Source organism: Bacillus cereus group sp. BcHK124 (assembly GCF_027712065.1).
Taxonomy (GTDB): Bacteria; Bacillota; Bacilli; order Bacillales; family Bacillaceae_G; genus Bacillus_A; species Bacillus_A pacificus.
The window spans coordinates 20469-36690 of record NZ_JAQFPJ010000007.1 but is presented as its reverse complement, the minus strand read 5'-3'; the positions used below and the strand labels follow the sequence as shown (position 1 = coordinate 36690).

Sequence of the window (16222 nt, the reverse complement as noted above, 5' to 3'; positions counted from 1 at the left end):
TACATGCTTTTCTGCAATCTTACTTGCTCATAATCTCTATTGCTCCATAGTTTTATAAAGCTTTTTTAAATAGCGCCAACGAGTTATATAGAAATATAAAACTTGTATACAAATAAATGAAATTAGAATTAAGATAGCACTATTTAAAATAGAAAAATCGACCAATTGTTGCAATGCCATATAAGCAACCACTGTGTGAATTACTGCAATGATAATCGGTAAAAAGAACATTAATAATAACTGTCTCGTTACAACTTTTTTCAACTCTCGTTTACTTAATCCCATTTTCGAAATCATTTTATATTGTTGTTGATCGCGATCCAAATCAGTATATAACCTGAAGTAAATAAAACTAGCGGCGAATGTGAAGAAGACGATTCCAACTAAAACACTTGCCATCAGTAATAATCCATTTGTTTGTTTTGCACTTAACAACTCTATAGTTAGAGCTCTAAATTCAAAATGTATGTCTCTAGGCTCTTTTTCGAATATATTATTTAATTGATTTGAAATTTCTTTCGTTTTTAACCAATCATCTACAACAAATCCATACGTTCGATATTGAATTATATTTTCATAATCTGGACTACTATTAAGCGGAATTTCATCATACACATAATCTTGAATAGCAATATAAATCCCTTCCGTATCATGTGGCAAAACTAAATTATCTACAGTTTTTTTCACATGAAATGTCTTTGTCCACTCTCCTTGAATGACCTCAATATCCTTTTTATAATCACCATTTTTAAATTCCTGTTTTTGTGATACCATTCCTGGGATTAATAACATTTCATCTTCTTTTTCAATTGTTTCTTGTTGATAACCGAGTGCTCTCGCAAGTTCGTTATATTCACTTAGTTTCATTACATATACATTACTTTCAGTATATATGTATGAGGATGAAGCCATTCGATATGGAATATTAGCATCAGCAAAATATTTTTTTATTGTAGAGAGATGTTTATCCGCTATTTTGTTTTTTTCAGGAGCTACATATAGCAATGTATACGGGTTTGTCATCCTTACCAAATCTTTATTTCCAAGAGCAGCTGTCGTTCCAATTGCTGTAAAAGCAACTGCTGAAATAATAGATACTATAAAAAACATTGTTGCATTATCTTTCATACGATAAATTAATTCTGAAAATGTTAATATATTCGTTCTTTTTAAAAAGAAAGATTCACTCCTTTTCGCAAGATGCAATATATAAACGCTACACTGTGTATATAAAAAGTATGTTCCTATAATTACTAAGAGCACACCTATTCCGAGTGTAATAAAACTATAACTTGGGATAAAGCGAAATACTAAAATATAGCCATACCCTATACTAAACAAAGAGAAAATTGATAATAAAATTGACGATTTTGGTTCAGGTTTTGGCTTTTCCCCTGCTTGAATCAGTTCCACAAGCTCTGTAACTTTTATCATTTTAAATGTTACTAGCGAAACAATTAAAAATAAGAACAGAAATGTAATGACTGTTAATAATACAGCCTGTACTGGTATATAAAAAGGTAATCCATTGCTAATCATTAATACACTGGCGCTTATTAATAAAACTAGTTTAGAAAAAATGAGTCCAATAAGAATACCTATACAAATTGAACCAATTCCAATTAACATATTTTCAATTAACAATAACTTCTTAAGCTGTCTCATTGACATACCTTGCATCATTAAAATGCCAAATTCTTTCTTACGCGTTTTTAAAAATGAACTAACTGAATATAGAATGAAGAAAAATGAAAATACAAATATCAACCCTTGCGAAACTTTAAATCCTAATGTACCAAATGTACTTATTGTTGAGCTTGTTGATTTCAACTCCCCCTGTAAATCAGGATGAAATAATAAAAGTGCATACGTAAAGAAAATCATAATCGAAAATGCACTACTTAAAAAATGAGCAGCATATGTACGCTTATTTCGAAAAATATTATTAAATGCGAACTGCCGAAAAGTCATGCCTTTTCCCTCCTAACAAAGAAAGGACATCCATAATCTTTTGATAAAAGGTTTGCCGACTTTCACCACGATAAATTTCGTTATACAGTTGACCATCTTTTATGAAGATTACTCGGCTGCAAAAACTAGCTGCATACGGATCATGTGTAACTAACATCATCGTTGCCTTTTCTTCCTTATTAAGCGTATCCAGCATCTCCATTACATCATTTGAAGATTTAGAGTCTAAATTCCCGGTCGGTTCATCAGCAAGTAATAATTGCGGCTTATGAACAATTGCACGAGCAATTGCTGTTCTTTGAGCTTGTCCCCCTGAAATTTCAAACGTTCTTTTATTCAATATATCTGTAATATTTAATTTCTCTGCAATTTCTTCTACTCGTTTATTCATTTCTTGCACAGAAACACCATCTAATGTCATCGGCAATACGATATTTTCCTTCACTGTAAGCGTACTAAGTAAATTAAATGATTGGAATACAAATCCTAATTGTTTTCTACGGAATAAAGCCAAATCTTCAGATGATAACTGGAAAGGATTCGTACCATTTATTACTATTTCTCCCGATGTTGGAGAGTCGATAGTAGATACCATATTTAATAATGTTGTTTTTCCGCTACCAGATGGGCCCATGATCCCTATAAATTCACCTTCTTGGATTAATAAATCAATATCTACTAATGCTTTAAAAGGTATTTTCCCTTTATATACTTTACTAATATTTTTTGCATGTAAAATTTCCATTTCTATTCTCCCTTCATTTGCACTTCTCACAATAGAGTGTAAATGAATTCTCTTATAGCTCATATTGATTCATCTTTCATTTATCTTACACGCTTGTAAGATTTCTAAAAAAACCGATAATAACATTATTTACAAATTAAAATTAACGCATAACTATCTTATAATAATTGTATAGTGGTAAGAAATACAATCTCCTATCTTTATTATACGAAAAAGAAAAGACCGATAATGGTCTTTTCCTTCCCAAAGTTATATTTTTAACTTACGCCTTTAATTGAAATGTATTTGATAAATACTCTCTGCATCATTGACCGTAAACTCTTGTAGGTATAGATCTCCACAATCTATTCTAAATAACTTAGTCACACTCTCTTCTCCCATGTTAATCCCCCTTACTTATATTAAAGCTCCTTAATCTGCTTCGTAAGTTCCATAAATCGTTCATCCAGAGCTTTATATTCTTTGTCTTTAGAAGTTAAAAAGCTTAATTTCCCTAATACTTCTTGTCTTTCTGTTTCTAACGTTAAACGTAGCTCTTCAATTTCATCTCTAGTTTTCGTAGGTTCTTCAAGCTGCTTTTGTATCGTATTGTTTACAAACACAAGTTTTGTGTTTGTTGTTTTCTCCAGAAAATATCGATCATGAGAAACGATAACGAGTGTTCCGTTATACTCAGCTAATGTATTTTCGAGCTGTTCACGTGAAGGCAGATCAAGATGATTCGTTGGTTCATCTAAAATAAGTACATCTTTTTCATCTAAAATATAAGCCATTAGCTTACATTTTACTCGTTCTCCCATACTCATATATCGTATCGGCTCTTTCCATTGGGAAAGTTCAAACCCTAAATGTTTCATTAAATTTTGGACTTTTCCTCTTTCTTCAAACGTCTCTTTGAAAAATAAATCTTCTGGTGTTTTTTCCAGCGGTAAATCAAATACTTCTTGTGTTAAATAACCGATGTTTGCTGAAGGTGAAATCCATACTTCTCCTTCAGCAGTTTCGTTTCCCATAATCATCTTCAGTAAAGTTGTTTTCCCGCTACCGTTTGGTCCAACAATCGCAATCTTCTCACCGTGTTGAATTGTAAAATTAACGTTTTCAAATAATATTCGATTATTAAATTCTTTCCGCAATTGTTTTACTTCTAAAAAACGTTTTCCTACTTTTTTACTCGCTTGAATAGAGAATTCAACTGAATACTCCTCTTTCACAATTTCTACCTTCGTTTTCTCTAGCTCTTTTTCGAGACGTTTTCGTTTCGACTTCACTTGTGCATCCATGCGCTTCGCTTTTACACGATAAAATTCTTTAACTCCTTCTTGTTTTGTAGACTGCGCATGTGCCTTTTGTGACCATGAACTTAGTTCTTTTATATGAGTTTCTACTTGTTCTATCTTTTTTTGTTGTTTTTCATATTCACGCTGCTGCGTCATTCTTTTATGCTCACGTGCTTTCATATAACTCGTATAATTACCGCTATGGTCAATTAATTTCTTATCCTCAATTGACCATATTCTAGTCGCGACAACATCTAAAAAATATCGATCATGCGATACGACGATAACTGTACCTTTCATATTTTTAATTTGCTTAATGAGAAATTCTGTACTCATCTCATCTAAATGATTTGTCGGTTCGTCTAATATTAAGACATTAGGATTTTCAGCAAATCCTTTTGCTAATCGAACTTTTAGCTTTTCACCACCACTTAAAGTACGAAAATCATTCGTTGGCACGCCCCATTTCGCAAGAAGTTCTGCTTCTTTTGCAATTATATCCTTACTAACAAAAGATTCTTTTTCTTGTTCAACATATGCTGTTGTCATGTTCATTTGCATCCATTCAACAGTACCTTTTGAAGGCTCAATCTTCCCATTTATTAATTGAAGTAACGTTGATTTACCGGCACCATTTTTACCAATTAATCCGATAACATCCCCTTGTTTTACTGTCACATTCATTTTCTCTAACAACATATTTTCCTTTATTTCAACATAAACATCATTTAATTTTAATAGTTCTTTCATAATACCGATCCCTTTCATTAAGGGAGAATAAAAAAATCCTCCCAAATAAATTTGGCAGGATTAGTCGTTAAAATATTTATACCCAAATAAGCTATTACGCAAATCAAATAGCAATACCGTTGTATGGAAATTGGGCAGACTAATCCTATTTTTTAGAAATTGAAATGTATTGAATTTCAACATTTAAAAATAAGATTAGTTAATCATCGTCCACCCATCATTCCTTTCCGTCATTAGTAACCATATTGTACCATAATAGTACTGTATGAGTAAATGCAATTATTTGTGCTGTTAAAAAGATTGCTTTCTTTTAGACTTATTTATCATTTTTCAACTTCATATTGAACAAGCACAAATTACATTGATTGTAATACGTCCTTTAGATTTCCCCTGTAAAAAACTTCTAAACACTCTATTATATAAAAATAAAATGTTATTCGTTATCCAATAATAACTTATTGTTTTTCAATAAATTATTATTGATTACTCCCCTTTAATAAGCTATTATATAGTTGCAGAAAATATTAATGTAAGGATTGAATTTATGGACAGGACATTAGAAATCACAAAGTTAAATATATTTGTAAGGATTTTTATCCTCCCGATTATAGTAGGGATACTTGTTGGTATACTAACGAAATTGGGGCAAGGTATACTTCCAGGAAATTGGCATTCATTAGCTAACTTAGGAAGCGTTTGGTTAGTTCCATCCTTTTTCGTGGCTAGCCTTAGTTATTCTAAGCGTACAGCTATGCTTTCTGGTATCCTTGCACTACTCGGTATGGTATTAGGCTATTATGGTTATGCAATAGTTATTAAAAATGTAGCTCACTCTATTTATTTTATATCTGTATGGATTGTATGTGCATGTATAGGAGGAACTATCTTTGGAATTGCAGGTTTTCTATGGAAAGATACTACAAATCCACTTCATAAATTCGGAAGCGCACTTTTAAGTGGAGTTTTTGTAGCGGACGGACTTCACATTCTATTAAACTTTGAAGATTACAGTCACATGTTACCTGTTGGATATACGGAAGTGATAGTCGGAATTATCTTGATTCTTGTATTAGAACGCTCTAATGCTTATCGTGTGTCTTCTTTCTTAATGATGATTCCTATCACTATTTTGGGGTTAATTGGGTATAAATTATTAAGTTTGTTTACTTAATTACAATACTGTATCATGAAAAAACAAAAGACTAATTGTATTATAGTCCACAAAACATATCACGTATTCGAACATTATACTTATACATAGGATAGGATAGGATCCATGAAGCTATCTCTTTCAAAGGGGTGGCTTTTTTCTTACAAAAATATTTATCAGCTTTTTATTAAATCCTTCAAATTTAACAATCGTATTTATTAGTGTGTCATTATACATACTAATATGACGTTTTACCATTTCATATAACCGCTAAAAAAAGGCTAAAAAACTTATTTCCAAAGCTCTTTAGCCTAGATTACTTATTTATACATTATAAAATTTAATTCGTACAACCGTACCTTTACCAACTTCTGAATGGATTTCTACACTATGTCCTAATTGCTTCGTAATTTCATATACGAGATATAGCCCCATTCCAGTTGATTCTTTAAAATCTCTACCATTTTCTCCTGTAAAGAAAGGTTTAAACACTCTTGGCAAATCTTGCTTTGGTATGCCTACACCGTTATCAGCAATTTCAAGTATAACATTATTACCTTCCTTACAAGCTTTCACTTTAATCTTCTCTCGACTACCAGATGAATATTTAATCGCATTTGATAGTATTTGTCCAATTAAAAATTGTAACCATTTCGCATCACTTTCTACTGTAATGTCCTTATCAATTTTAAGCTCTGGATATACAAAATTCCGGATAAAGAAGCGTTTATGTTCATGCACAGAATCATTCACTATTTTATGTAATTGTACTCTTTCCACATAAAAATCTTGTGTAAATGCTTCTAAACGTGCGACATACAGTGCCATCTCTAGCCCCTTTTTCAGCCTATCTGTTTCCTCATTTATACTTTCAAAACGTGGATCCACTTCATCCTGTGTAATTAATTCTATTACAGATAAAGGTGTTTTCATTTGATGAATCCACTGATTCATAAAAGTTAAATGATCATTATTTTTTCTTTCTTGTATGTGGAGCTGATTTTGATAATGGCGATATTGTACCTCAAGTAAGTCTTGAAGCGCAGCAGATATAGCTGCAAAATCAGATTTTTGAACAGATTCATCTAAAGATTGCATCGGGTTTGCTAATCGTTCATAGAAAGTACGATGAGTAAAGTAACGAAGTACTAAATAGCCTACCATAAAAAGGGCACCTAAAAACATTGCATACAATGCCGTCGCGATATGCTTATGCCCATCAAACCAATAAACGAGAAATATGGATAATAGTTGAATGACTGTAAAACAAATAAGAGGTATATGATCACGTATAAACAGCCTTATCATTTTTCCATACCAGTATCCCAAGTAATATGTAATCTATATCCAACACTACGAATCGTTTCAATCGCATCCTCAATATGTAATGTTTTTAACTTTTTTCGCACACGTGTTGTATTTACACTTAATGTATTATCATCAACATATGATTCGCTATCCCATAATTTATTTAACAACACTTCTCTACTCACAACACGCGGATAATTTTTCATTAACATTTCTAATAAAATAGCTTCATTTCTCGTTACGTCAATTTCTTGATTCTTAAGCTTCAATACAAGCCTTTCAGGATATAAACAAAGTCCATGTTGCTCAACCATCCGCTCTTCTACTTTCGGTGCATAATCTCCGTAAGCACGTCTTAAATAACTTCGAATTTTAGCCATTACAACTTCGTAATGGAATGGCTTTGAAATGAAATCATCACCACCGTTTTCTAACGCCATAACTTGATCCATCGTACCTTCACGAGCTGAAATAAATAATATCGGACACGTGGAAACTCCGCGAATTTGACGACACCAATAGTACCCATCAAAACTCGGTAAATTAATATCTAATAAAACTAACTCTGGTTGTTCTTCTAAAAAAATATTTAATACATTTTGAAAATCCGATACAATAATTCCTTCATACCCATATTTCGCAACATGTGTTGATAATAGTTCTGCAATTTTCATATCGTCTTCTACAATCATAATTTTAACCATGTGTTTACTCCTTTTTCGATCCACAATCTTATATTCAATTATATAAAATAAATACTACCTTTTTTTATATAATCCGTAAATCAAAAAAGATACTTTTATACAAAATCATCCTTCTTCTATCATTTCTTATTTAATATGGAATTCACTCATAGTAAACCCCAATTTCTCCACATAATTCATCCCTAATTCCATTCGAGCAGTCTTCAACGGGTCAACCACTTGACAAACTTTTAAATTGCCGGCAGCCGATAATAAAAGTGTTGCATCAGCTTTAGACATTTCTAATTCTTCATGTAAAAATGTCACCATATTACGTACAGCACGATTCGCTGCATCATCTAGCAATTTTTCTGAAGCTATCGTCATTACTTTTTCTTTTTGAATAGCCATTGGTAGTGGCCATTTTTTCCCTTTTATAATTTGGACTGTTACGGTTACCTCACCAGCAACCTCTACTCCACTAACACCAATTTCACCGTCACCCATCGCTGCGTGTAAATCACCTAATGCTAATAGAGCACCAGGAACATTTACAGGTAATAATAATGTTGTCCCTTCTTTTATCTCTTTACAGTCCATATTCCCGCCGTGATCATGTGGTGTGCCACATGAAATGCACGCTTCTTTCGGCGCTGTTCCAATTACACCGATCATTGGATTAATCGGGATTTGTAGTTCATTTGAAAACAAAAAATGTTCATTATGTACTGAGACAATTTTCACTGTATTTTCATGTAGCTCTTCACCCATTACACCAAGATTTGCACCTGTAGTTAAAACGCCTTTCTCTGCAATTTTTATCTTTTCAATCGTAACAACTAATATATCACCAGGTTCTGCACCATTAATATATACCGGACCAGTCGCTGGATTAATCCGGTTCCAATCTAACTCTTGAAACACAACATCTTCAGAATCAATTTGATTTTCAAAGCAATCATATGTTTCAAATATAAGGCGACTCCCAATTTCTACTTCCATACATGGTTTATTTTCTGGTGACATTGCGTAAATGATATGTTCTTTCTGAATTCGATACATATTATCTCTCCTCTTTATATTTGTCTACAATTACTAATTAGCTTTTTTCATAAAAGCTCCTTTTAATAATTAATGAATTTACATATAGAAAAGCACTTAGCTTATTTTCATACATACACTCTTTACTATAACAGGTAAAGAAAGGTGATATCACTATGCCCCTTATTCCATATAACGAAAGCGATGTTGATTTACTAGCTCGTTTAATGCGTGCTGAAGCTGAAGGCGAAGGTCGACAAGGTGAACAACTTGTTGGCTGCGTAGTAGTAAATCGTGTATTTTGTGATTGTTTAGACTTTAAACAACTCCGTACCGTACGTGACGCTGTGTATCAAAGCCCTGGTGGATTTGAAGCAGTGCAATACGGATATTTTTATCAACGCGCTCGTGAATCAGAAAAAGAAATCGCACGAAAAGTTTTACAAGGTGAGTGGCGCTGGCCAGCAAGATGGGCTCTTTGGTATTTCCGTCCAGTTGGAGCTTGTCCGCCCGAATGGTATAATCAGCCGTTTGTAGGACAGTTTAAAAGTCATTGTTTTTATGAACCTAGTGGTGATGAATGTCCGAAATTGTATTCACGGTAGTAAAATTTGGAACGCAAGTACTTAGCTAATTACTTGCGTTGCTTTTTTTTAGAAATCTAATAATTCGATAATTTTTTCGATACCTACAACATGTATTAATAACGGTATACGAGGACCACTGGACTGATTCATAATAAGCCTATAAATTATAATAAATAATTGTTTTTGATTGTTTTTGATTTTCTTTCATTATTTTTTTATTTTCATGATGACAAAGCGCGTACAATTGTTCCATTAAGTTAGAGTAATCTTTGTTAGAACGAAGTATGTTGCAGACTTCTACTAGCCGTTCTTTCTGTCTTTCATTTAATGTGTTGTAAAACTCTGTATTTCTCTCTTGATTTACTGCAATTAATTTTTCAGATTGAAAGTTTCTTATCCAATACTCTGCACGATTACATATCGCAATCATAGCATCTAATGCATAACTTCTATCTATTTCATCTAATGTACCTTGTAAAATAGATGAATCAAAATTTAATAGCGGCAATATTCCTGCTACTTGATTAAATTTCGGATATTCTTTAAATCCGCTATCTACTCTAGAAAGCTTAATTGCATCAAATAAATCTTCATTTTTGAGCGTTTTATTCTCATAACTATCTTTCAATCGTTCATATTCTGTATAATTGCGAATTACATCTTCATCAAGACCGATATGAAACGCTGCGTCTGGCCTATATTTTGCAAACATAAATAGAATCACTTCGGGCAAATACACTTTTAGCAACTCGCTAGGTGTAATACTATTCCCTGAGGAACTAGACATTTTTTCATAATGCCCTTTAATTCCAATAAAATCGTAAGCAATGTAATGAGGCGCTTCACGATTGAATATTTTTCTCGCAATTTCTTTTGATACATTATAACTACCCGTTTCTGATGAATGATCTCTTCCGCCCGGCTCAAAAACAACATCCTCTATCATCCATCTCATCGGCCAATCGATTTTCCAATTCAGTTTCATTTCATTTGTATTTAATACCGATAATTCAGTTTGATTTCCGCATTCACATTCATACCGAACTGTTTTTAATACTTCATCAAAATGTGTAATCGTTGTCGCATCTTTCCCGCATTTCTCACAATATAATGTAACCGGATAAAAGCCCTCTCGCTCTTCTTCACTACACTCTCCCGTTTTAAAACTCATTAAAATATCATATATTTCTTTTCTTTTATATAAAGCCTCCAATATGTTTTTGTTATATCTTCCACTTCTATATTCAGCATGTTGATATATGAATTCCACTTCAATCCCAAATACTTGAAGCGATTCCTCAAACTCTTTTTCAAAATGCTCGGCATATGAATTATGACATCCATACGGATCTGGTATATTACAGTATGGCATTCCGATATACTTTACAAAAGATGAATCAACATTTTTAGGGACTTTTCTAAATCTGTCGTAATCATCCCATGAAAATATAAAACGAGTCTTTTTCCCTAAATCTTGAAGCGCCCTTACAACAAAATAAGTCGTTACGATTTCACGAAAGTTCCCAATATGAACAGAACCAGATGGACTAATTCCAGATGCACAAACAAAAGTTTCTTTGTTTGGATGTTTTCTAATTAATTCGTGTGCTACTTCATACGCCCAATGCATATACTACTCACCTCAATTATATTTTTGTTCTCACATTTTCATTTTTTTGCACTAAAAAAACTCCCACCCCCAAGATTATTCATCTTGAGGACGAGAGTTATTAGCTTCGCGGTACCACCTCAGTTTGTTAATATGTCGCCATATTAACCTCTTCAGGTACGGCAAAATATGCTTATACCCTATCTCTATAACGGGAGATCCCGTCGCACCATCCCTAAATACATTAGTTCCTTGCGCAGCTCCAAGTCTTTTTTCATTAAGATGTATACTGCTCTTTCTCAGCTACCAGAGCTCTCTGTACGTATTCTTTCTTAACTACTCTTCTCTTCCATGCCATTTTACATATTAGTTTTTTCATATGATAATTTAAAATAGTTTTATTGTCAAACTTTTCCGAATCAAAAACGTATACTTATCTAAAAAAATTCTTTATCGCCTCTAATTGAATTTTATGACTACACTCATCACAACAATATACTCCTTTTGGTTTCTCTTTAAATCGCTTATATTTTTCACTGCCTTCATAAACACGAAATATATTTTTACAAGAAAAACAAACAATTTCATAAAACATCATATGCATTTTCCTCTCAATATTTATACATTTTTTTAATCACTCGAGAAAATCAGTTTTTCCATAGTACAAATCTTAATATTTTCTGATTAAAAGGTTTGCCCCTATTCTTATCGAATTATATAAATATCTTATAAAACGAGGTGAACATCTTGGACAGTAATATAGAATTAGTTTTAGATGCGAAAGCAAGTTTAGCTGAAGGACCATCTTGGAATGAAAAAAAGCAACTTTTATACTGGGTTGATATTGTGGAGAAACAATTATGCATATTTAGTCCTACCGCTAATACAAACCGAGTAATTGCTCTCAATCAACAAATTGGCTGTGTTGTTCCATATTTAGATGACATACTACTCCTAGCTATGGAAAATGGCTTTTATTCTATTAATGTAGAAACAGAAAAACTGACACATATTTTTGACCCTGAACCACATTTATTAAAAAATCGTTTTAATGATGGAAAATGCGATCCGGCAGGACGTTTTTGGGCAGGTACTACAGATACATACGGTATTAATGCTGCTGGCTCCTTGTATTGTTTAAATAATAATTTAAAGGTAGAGAAAAAAGTTTCACATGTAAATACATCAAATGGCATAGCTTGGTCACCTGACCATACATACCTTTACTATATCGATACACCTACTAAAAAAGTAGTTCGTTTTCATTATGATATATGCTCTGGAGTAATTCGTAATCCAAGTGATGTAATTATTTTCCCCGAAAATGACGGTCTACCTGATGGTATGACAATTGACGAGGAAGGTTGCTTATGGGTTGCTCATTGGGGAGGTTCAAAGATTACTAGATGGAACCCTTCAACTGGTGAACAAATATTAAGTATCCCGATTCCAGCGCTATATGTAACATCTTGTACATTTGGAGGGCCTAATTTAACCGACCTATATGTTACAACAGCCAGAACAAGAATGACGGATGACGAATTAAAGCAATATCCACATGCTGGTGGTATTTTTCGAATTCAAACAAATGTAAAAGGTTGTCCTACCCATTCATTTTACAATAATAATATTGGAGCTGAAACACTATGAATCGCATTAATTTTATAAGACAAGAAGAAAAGAAATATCATGACCTTTGCTATGAACAATACAAACTATTTGAAACTGGTTCTTGGCTGTACAAGCCGGTTAAAACAGTTATGGATTTGATGGATTATTTTGAAGGAAACAACAACTTGCAAGTACTTGATCTCGGCTCTGGCGTTGGAAGAAATAGTATTCCCATTGCCCAAAAGATTCAAAATGCGAGTGGTACTGTTACATGTGTGGATTTACTTGATTCTGCTTTAACAAAATTACAAACTTATAGTAAAGAATATGGTGTAATTAATAATATTAAAACGGAACAAGTAGCAATTGAAAACTACTACATCCAACCTAATACTTATGATTATATCGTTGCAGTATCCAGTTTAGAGCATGTTCAATCAGAAGAAGATTTAAAAAAAGTGCTCCATTCCATAAAAGAAGGTACAAAAAGCGGCGGTATGAATTGTTTAATTATTAATTCGAACATACAAGAAATTGACTTACATACAAATGAAGAGTTAGATGCTTTAATTGAAATTAACCTTCCTACTGAAGATATGATACATCTATTAAAAAGTATTTATAAGGAATGGAAAGAAATTAAAGTTGAAATAAAAGAATTAGTCTATGATATTGTTCGCGCTGAAAGGCATATTCAATTAAAAACAAATGCTATTACGTTTGTTGTTCAGAAATAAAACTATAAAAGGTAAGGTTTTTCCCTCATATATTCAGAGAAACACCCTTACCTTTCAATTATAAATTCTTCAAAAAATTGCTTCGTTATTAGTTTTAGCTTTATCTAAAACATTATTTTTATTAGAAATACTATTCAGCTATTAATTGAATTCATTCATTTATTAATAATTGCTTGTCGAGCTTTTTCTTTATCATCAAAATGAATAGTTGAACCTTTTAAAATTTGATACGTTTCATGCCCTTTGCCTGCAATCAAAACGATATCATTAGAAGATGCCATGTTTATTGCGTGAGTTATTGCAAGTTCACGATCTACTTCTACTTTATAATTCAAATTATTATTTTGCAAAAATCCTTTTTCAATATCTTTCATTATTGCCTGCGGATCTTCCGAACGTGGATTATCAGAAGTAATAAAAACAAAATCGCTATAACTTCCAGCAATTCCGCCCATTATAGATCGTTTTTTTGTGTCTCTATCTCCACCACAACCGAAAACAGTGATAACTTTACCTGTTGAAAACTCGCTAATTGTAGAGAGAACATTTTCTAACGCATCCGGTGTATGAGCATAGTCCACTATTACAAGAAAATCTTGATTTTCATCTATAATTTCCATTCTACCTTCAATACTCTTTAAGTTAGATAAGCTATCACAAATGTTTGTAAGTGGAATACCTTCAACCATTGCAACTGTTATTGCTGCTAATGCATTATAAACATTAAAACGACCTACAAGATTAAGGCTAACCTCTATTTCTCCATTAAAGGACGAAACTAAAAAACGAATTCCTTTTGGGCTTAAAGTTATGTTCTTCGCTTGAACATCTGCTCTATTATGTATTCCATATGTGATAACCTCAGCTGAAGTAATTTTTTTAAAGTATTCTACCGATGGATCGTCTGCATTCAAAACAGCTATTTTTTTATCCGTAGTAGATAAATCATTTCCTAATCTTGAAAAAAGAAGACCTTTTACATGCTTATATTCATGAAATGTTCCATGATAATCCAAATGATCTTGCGTTAAATTTGTAAAAACAGCTATTTTAAAGTTACACCCTTTCACTCTTTCCATATGTAAACCTTGTGACGTAACTTCCATAACACAATAATCTGCATTTTGATTTTTCATCATTTGCAAATTCCGTTGAAGTGTTGGAGGTTCTTGCGTATTAATATCAGTAGGATACCATTTTGAATCAACTTTCACTCCGTTATTCCCCATGAGCCCCGTGTGATATCCATAATCACTTAAAATTTTTTCAAGTAAATAGGAAGTAGTTGTTTTTCCATTTGTACCTGTAATTCCAATTAGCTTCATTTTATTAGATGGATAACCATAGAAGTGTGACGCAATAACTGCCATAGCATATCTAGCATCTTTAACAATTATTTTAGATATCTCAATATTTACATCCCTTTCTACAATTAGCGCTACAGCACCATTCTTCACTGCATCTTCAACAAATTGATGTCGATCTTCAAGAAAACCATCGATACCTGATACACATATAAATAGATTTCCATCAGTTATCTTTCTAGAATCCATTTCTAACCCCGTAATTTCTACATCCATATTGCCAATAGTTTCTTTAATCAATAACAAATTCGCCAGCTCTTTTAGTTTCAAATGTCCCGCCCCCTTAAATATTCCCCCTATTTATTTTACCACTTTATATAAAATAATGGCTTAAAATCCCATATTGATTTAACGAAATTTATTCATCTTAAATAAACAAAAAATAAAAGAGCACTTGTTTCCGCAAGTGCTCTTTTGGGGATTTTGAGATACCCTATTAACAAAAGTTAAGGTTACTTAAAGTTAAAAGGTATTTCTATTATATGCTTGTCCTCTTTATTTGTGCATAATTAATATATAAACATATTTAATCATTCTTAATAACTTTTAGTTATAGTTCTTTCTTACATTTTATCGTTAAAAAGTTGATTGAAGGTTTATTTGCCATGTTCTTATTTGGTTCATCAATTTCCGAAACTTGTACTAATCCATATTGATTAAAATCTTTTTTTATAGATTCAGAATCATAGAAGAACATTTTTACGCCTTCCATTATCTCATAATAATCTTTATCCAACTGTTTTCCTTTTCCGTACATTGGAGCTTTTTTAGAAACAGTTGTAAAAACCATATATCCACCAGGTTTTAACTGATTATAACAATCTTTAATAAATTTCTCTCTTTCCTGCTCATTCAACAAATGAAGAAGTGCATGACTAAATATCCCATCATACAGTTTATTATCAAAAGGCATTTCGTTTACCGAACCGTGATAGATACTAACATCTTCTAGTCCGTTTTCTCTTGCTAAATCGATCGCTGTTTTCGAAATTTCAATACCTGTTACATTTATACTATTTTCGATAAATACCTTCGCGTTTCTTCCATAACCAATACCCGGAACTAATATGTCTTTAACATTGTTTTCCACAAAAAAATCTTTTGTCAAAATTGCAGATTCTGTAGGTTCAAACCCCCACATTGTTTGCTTCTCAATAAAGCTTGATTCCCAAAATTCCATTATGATTCTATCTCCTTGTTCTAATCCTATTTTTAGTATCACATTAAAAACTTATAAATTTTAGTGCTGCGGTTACCTATGCCAAATTAATTTTTTACCACATTCACTATAGGTTCATTGAATATAGCATAATAATAAGCCTATATCTAATTTTAAGATTGGCTTATTATTTCCCCTATATTAATGTGTAAAAAAATAGAAAAACC

The 16222-nt window shown here is 32.3% G+C and carries 13 protein-coding genes, 2 pseudogenes and 1 other annotated feature; of the genes and pseudogenes, 4 read left to right on the top strand and 11 right to left on the bottom strand.

The window, feature by feature from the left end; translation table 11 throughout:
* Positions 1-36 precede the first annotated feature (36 nt).
* The 4 genes and pseudogenes from PDK19_RS13225 to abc-f form a co-directional block, all read right to left on the bottom strand.
* Positions 37-1971 carry an ABC transporter permease gene (locus PDK19_RS13225; protein WP_270707276.1) on the bottom strand — a complete coding sequence of 645 codons (1935 nt, stop codon included), beginning with the start codon at positions 1969-1971 and terminating at the stop codon, positions 37-39.
* Positions 1946-2716: an ABC transporter ATP-binding protein gene (locus PDK19_RS13220; RefSeq protein ID WP_000404252.1), complete on the bottom strand. Its 771-nt coding sequence runs from the start codon at positions 2714-2716 to the stop codon at positions 1946-1948. The genes PDK19_RS13225 and PDK19_RS13220 overlap by 26 nt, the downstream gene beginning before the upstream one ends.
* Positions 2717-2998: 282 nt before the next feature.
* Positions 2999-3097 (bottom strand): annotated as a pseudogene (locus PDK19_RS27290) (acetyltransferase); the annotation flags it as partial.
* Between the two features lie 20 nt (positions 3098-3117).
* Entirely contained in the window at positions 3118-4746 is a 1629-nt protein-coding gene (gene abc-f, locus PDK19_RS13215) for a ribosomal protection-like ABC-F family protein (RefSeq protein WP_270707274.1), read from the bottom strand.
* Between the two features lie 544 nt (positions 4747-5290).
* Here abc-f and PDK19_RS13210 point away from each other — a divergent pair.
* Positions 5291-5917 carry a DUF6518 family protein gene (locus PDK19_RS13210; RefSeq protein ID WP_049111249.1) on the top strand — a complete coding sequence of 209 codons (627 nt, stop codon included), beginning with the start codon at positions 5291-5293 and terminating at the stop codon, positions 5915-5917.
* A 303-nt stretch (positions 5918-6220) separates the two neighbouring features.
* Here PDK19_RS13210 and PDK19_RS13205 read toward each other — a convergent pair whose 3' ends face one another.
* The 3 genes from PDK19_RS13205 to PDK19_RS13195 all read right to left on the bottom strand — a co-directional run bounded on the left by PDK19_RS13205 (position 6221) and on the right by PDK19_RS13195 (position 8949).
* Positions 6221-7204 carry a sensor histidine kinase gene (locus PDK19_RS13205; protein WP_270707272.1) on the bottom strand — a complete coding sequence of 328 codons (984 nt, stop codon included), beginning with the start codon at positions 7202-7204 and terminating at the stop codon, positions 6221-6223.
* Positions 7201-7908, bottom strand: coding sequence for a response regulator transcription factor (locus PDK19_RS13200; RefSeq protein ID WP_000238988.1), 708 nt, complete (start codon positions 7906-7908; stop codon positions 7201-7203). The genes PDK19_RS13205 and PDK19_RS13200 overlap by 4 nt, the downstream gene beginning before the upstream one ends.
* A 126-nt stretch (positions 7909-8034) precedes the next feature.
* The gene (locus PDK19_RS13195) at positions 8035-8949 is read right to left on the bottom strand and encodes an acetamidase/formamidase family protein (RefSeq protein WP_242296236.1); all 915 of its coding nucleotides are present in this window, start codon (positions 8947-8949) and stop codon (positions 8035-8037) included.
* Between the two features lie 155 nt (positions 8950-9104).
* On the opposite strand from PDK19_RS13195, the gene PDK19_RS13190 reads away from it, so the two are divergent.
* The gene (locus PDK19_RS13190; RefSeq protein ID WP_001128419.1) at positions 9105-9533 is read left to right on the top strand and encodes a cell wall hydrolase; all 429 of its coding nucleotides are present in this window, start codon (positions 9105-9107) and stop codon (positions 9531-9533) included.
* Positions 9534-9581: 48 nt separating this feature from the next.
* Here the strand turns inward: PDK19_RS13190 and lysS are convergent.
* A pseudogene (gene lysS, locus PDK19_RS13185) lies at positions 9582-11145 on the bottom strand (lysine--tRNA ligase).
* A gap of 83 nt (positions 11146-11228) precedes the next feature.
* Positions 11229-11485: a binding site (T-box leader), on the bottom strand.
* Positions 11486-11557: 72 nt separating this feature from the next.
* Positions 11558-11728 carry a DUF2197 domain-containing protein gene (locus PDK19_RS13180; RefSeq protein WP_000551046.1) on the bottom strand — a complete coding sequence of 57 codons (171 nt, stop codon included), beginning with the start codon at positions 11726-11728 and terminating at the stop codon, positions 11558-11560.
* 143 nt (positions 11729-11871) lie between these two features.
* Between PDK19_RS13180 and PDK19_RS13175 the strand changes: the two genes are divergently transcribed.
* Together PDK19_RS13175 and PDK19_RS13170 are read left to right on the top strand one after the other, a co-directional pair.
* Positions 11872-12774, top strand: a complete 903-nt coding sequence (locus PDK19_RS13175; protein WP_000377986.1) for an SMP-30/gluconolactonase/LRE family protein — start codon at positions 11872-11874, stop codon at positions 12772-12774.
* Complete coding sequence (locus tag PDK19_RS13170) at positions 12771-13472, top strand: class I SAM-dependent methyltransferase (protein WP_262722829.1); 702 nt, start codon at positions 12771-12773, stop codon at positions 13470-13472. Before PDK19_RS13175 ends, PDK19_RS13170 begins: the two co-directional genes overlap by 4 nt.
* A 155-nt stretch (positions 13473-13627) precedes the next feature.
* Here PDK19_RS13170 and PDK19_RS13165 read toward each other — a convergent pair whose 3' ends face one another.
* Together PDK19_RS13165 and PDK19_RS13160 are read right to left on the bottom strand one after the other, a co-directional pair.
* Complete coding sequence (locus PDK19_RS13165) at positions 13628-15106, bottom strand: UDP-N-acetylmuramoyl-L-alanyl-D-glutamate--2,6-diaminopimelate ligase (RefSeq protein ID WP_000768118.1); 1479 nt, start codon at positions 15104-15106, stop codon at positions 13628-13630.
* A 280-nt stretch (positions 15107-15386) separates the two neighbouring features.
* The gene (locus tag PDK19_RS13160; RefSeq protein ID WP_000397615.1) at positions 15387-16016 is read right to left on the bottom strand and encodes a class I SAM-dependent methyltransferase; all 630 of its coding nucleotides are present in this window, start codon (positions 16014-16016) and stop codon (positions 15387-15389) included.
* Positions 16017-16222 lie beyond the last annotated feature (206 nt).

Coding starts and splice junctions, on each gene's coding strand:
- PDK19_RS13225 (WP_270707276.1), bottom strand. CDS start 1,971: ATGACTTTTCGGCAGTTCGCATTTAATAATATTTTTCGAAATAAGCGT.
- PDK19_RS13220 (WP_000404252.1), bottom strand. CDS start 2,716: ATGGAAATTTTACATGCAAAAAATATTAGTAAAGTATATAAAGGGAAA.
- abc-f (WP_270707274.1), bottom strand. CDS start 4,746: ATGAAAGAACTATTAAAATTAAATGATGTTTATGTTGAAATAAAGGAA.
- PDK19_RS13210 (WP_049111249.1), top strand. CDS start 5,291: ATGGACAGGACATTAGAAATCACAAAGTTAAATATATTTGTAAGGATT.
- PDK19_RS13205 (WP_270707272.1), bottom strand. CDS start 7,204: ATGATAAGGCTGTTTATACGTGATCATATACCTCTTATTTGTTTTACA.
- PDK19_RS13200 (WP_000238988.1), bottom strand. CDS start 7,908: ATGGTTAAAATTATGATTGTAGAAGACGATATGAAAATTGCAGAACTA.
- PDK19_RS13195 (WP_242296236.1), bottom strand. CDS start 8,949: ATGTATCGAATTCAGAAAGAACATATCATTTACGCAATGTCACCAGAA.
- PDK19_RS13190 (WP_001128419.1), top strand. CDS start 9,105: ATGCCCCTTATTCCATATAACGAAAGCGATGTTGATTTACTAGCTCGT.
- PDK19_RS13180 (WP_000551046.1), bottom strand. CDS start 11,728: ATGCATATGATGTTTTATGAAATTGTTTGTTTTTCTTGTAAAAATATA.
- PDK19_RS13170 (WP_262722829.1), top strand. CDS start 12,771: ATGAATCGCATTAATTTTATAAGACAAGAAGAAAAGAAATATCATGAC.
- PDK19_RS13160 (WP_000397615.1), bottom strand. CDS start 16,016: ATGGAATTTTGGGAATCAAGCTTTATTGAGAAGCAAACAATGTGGGGG.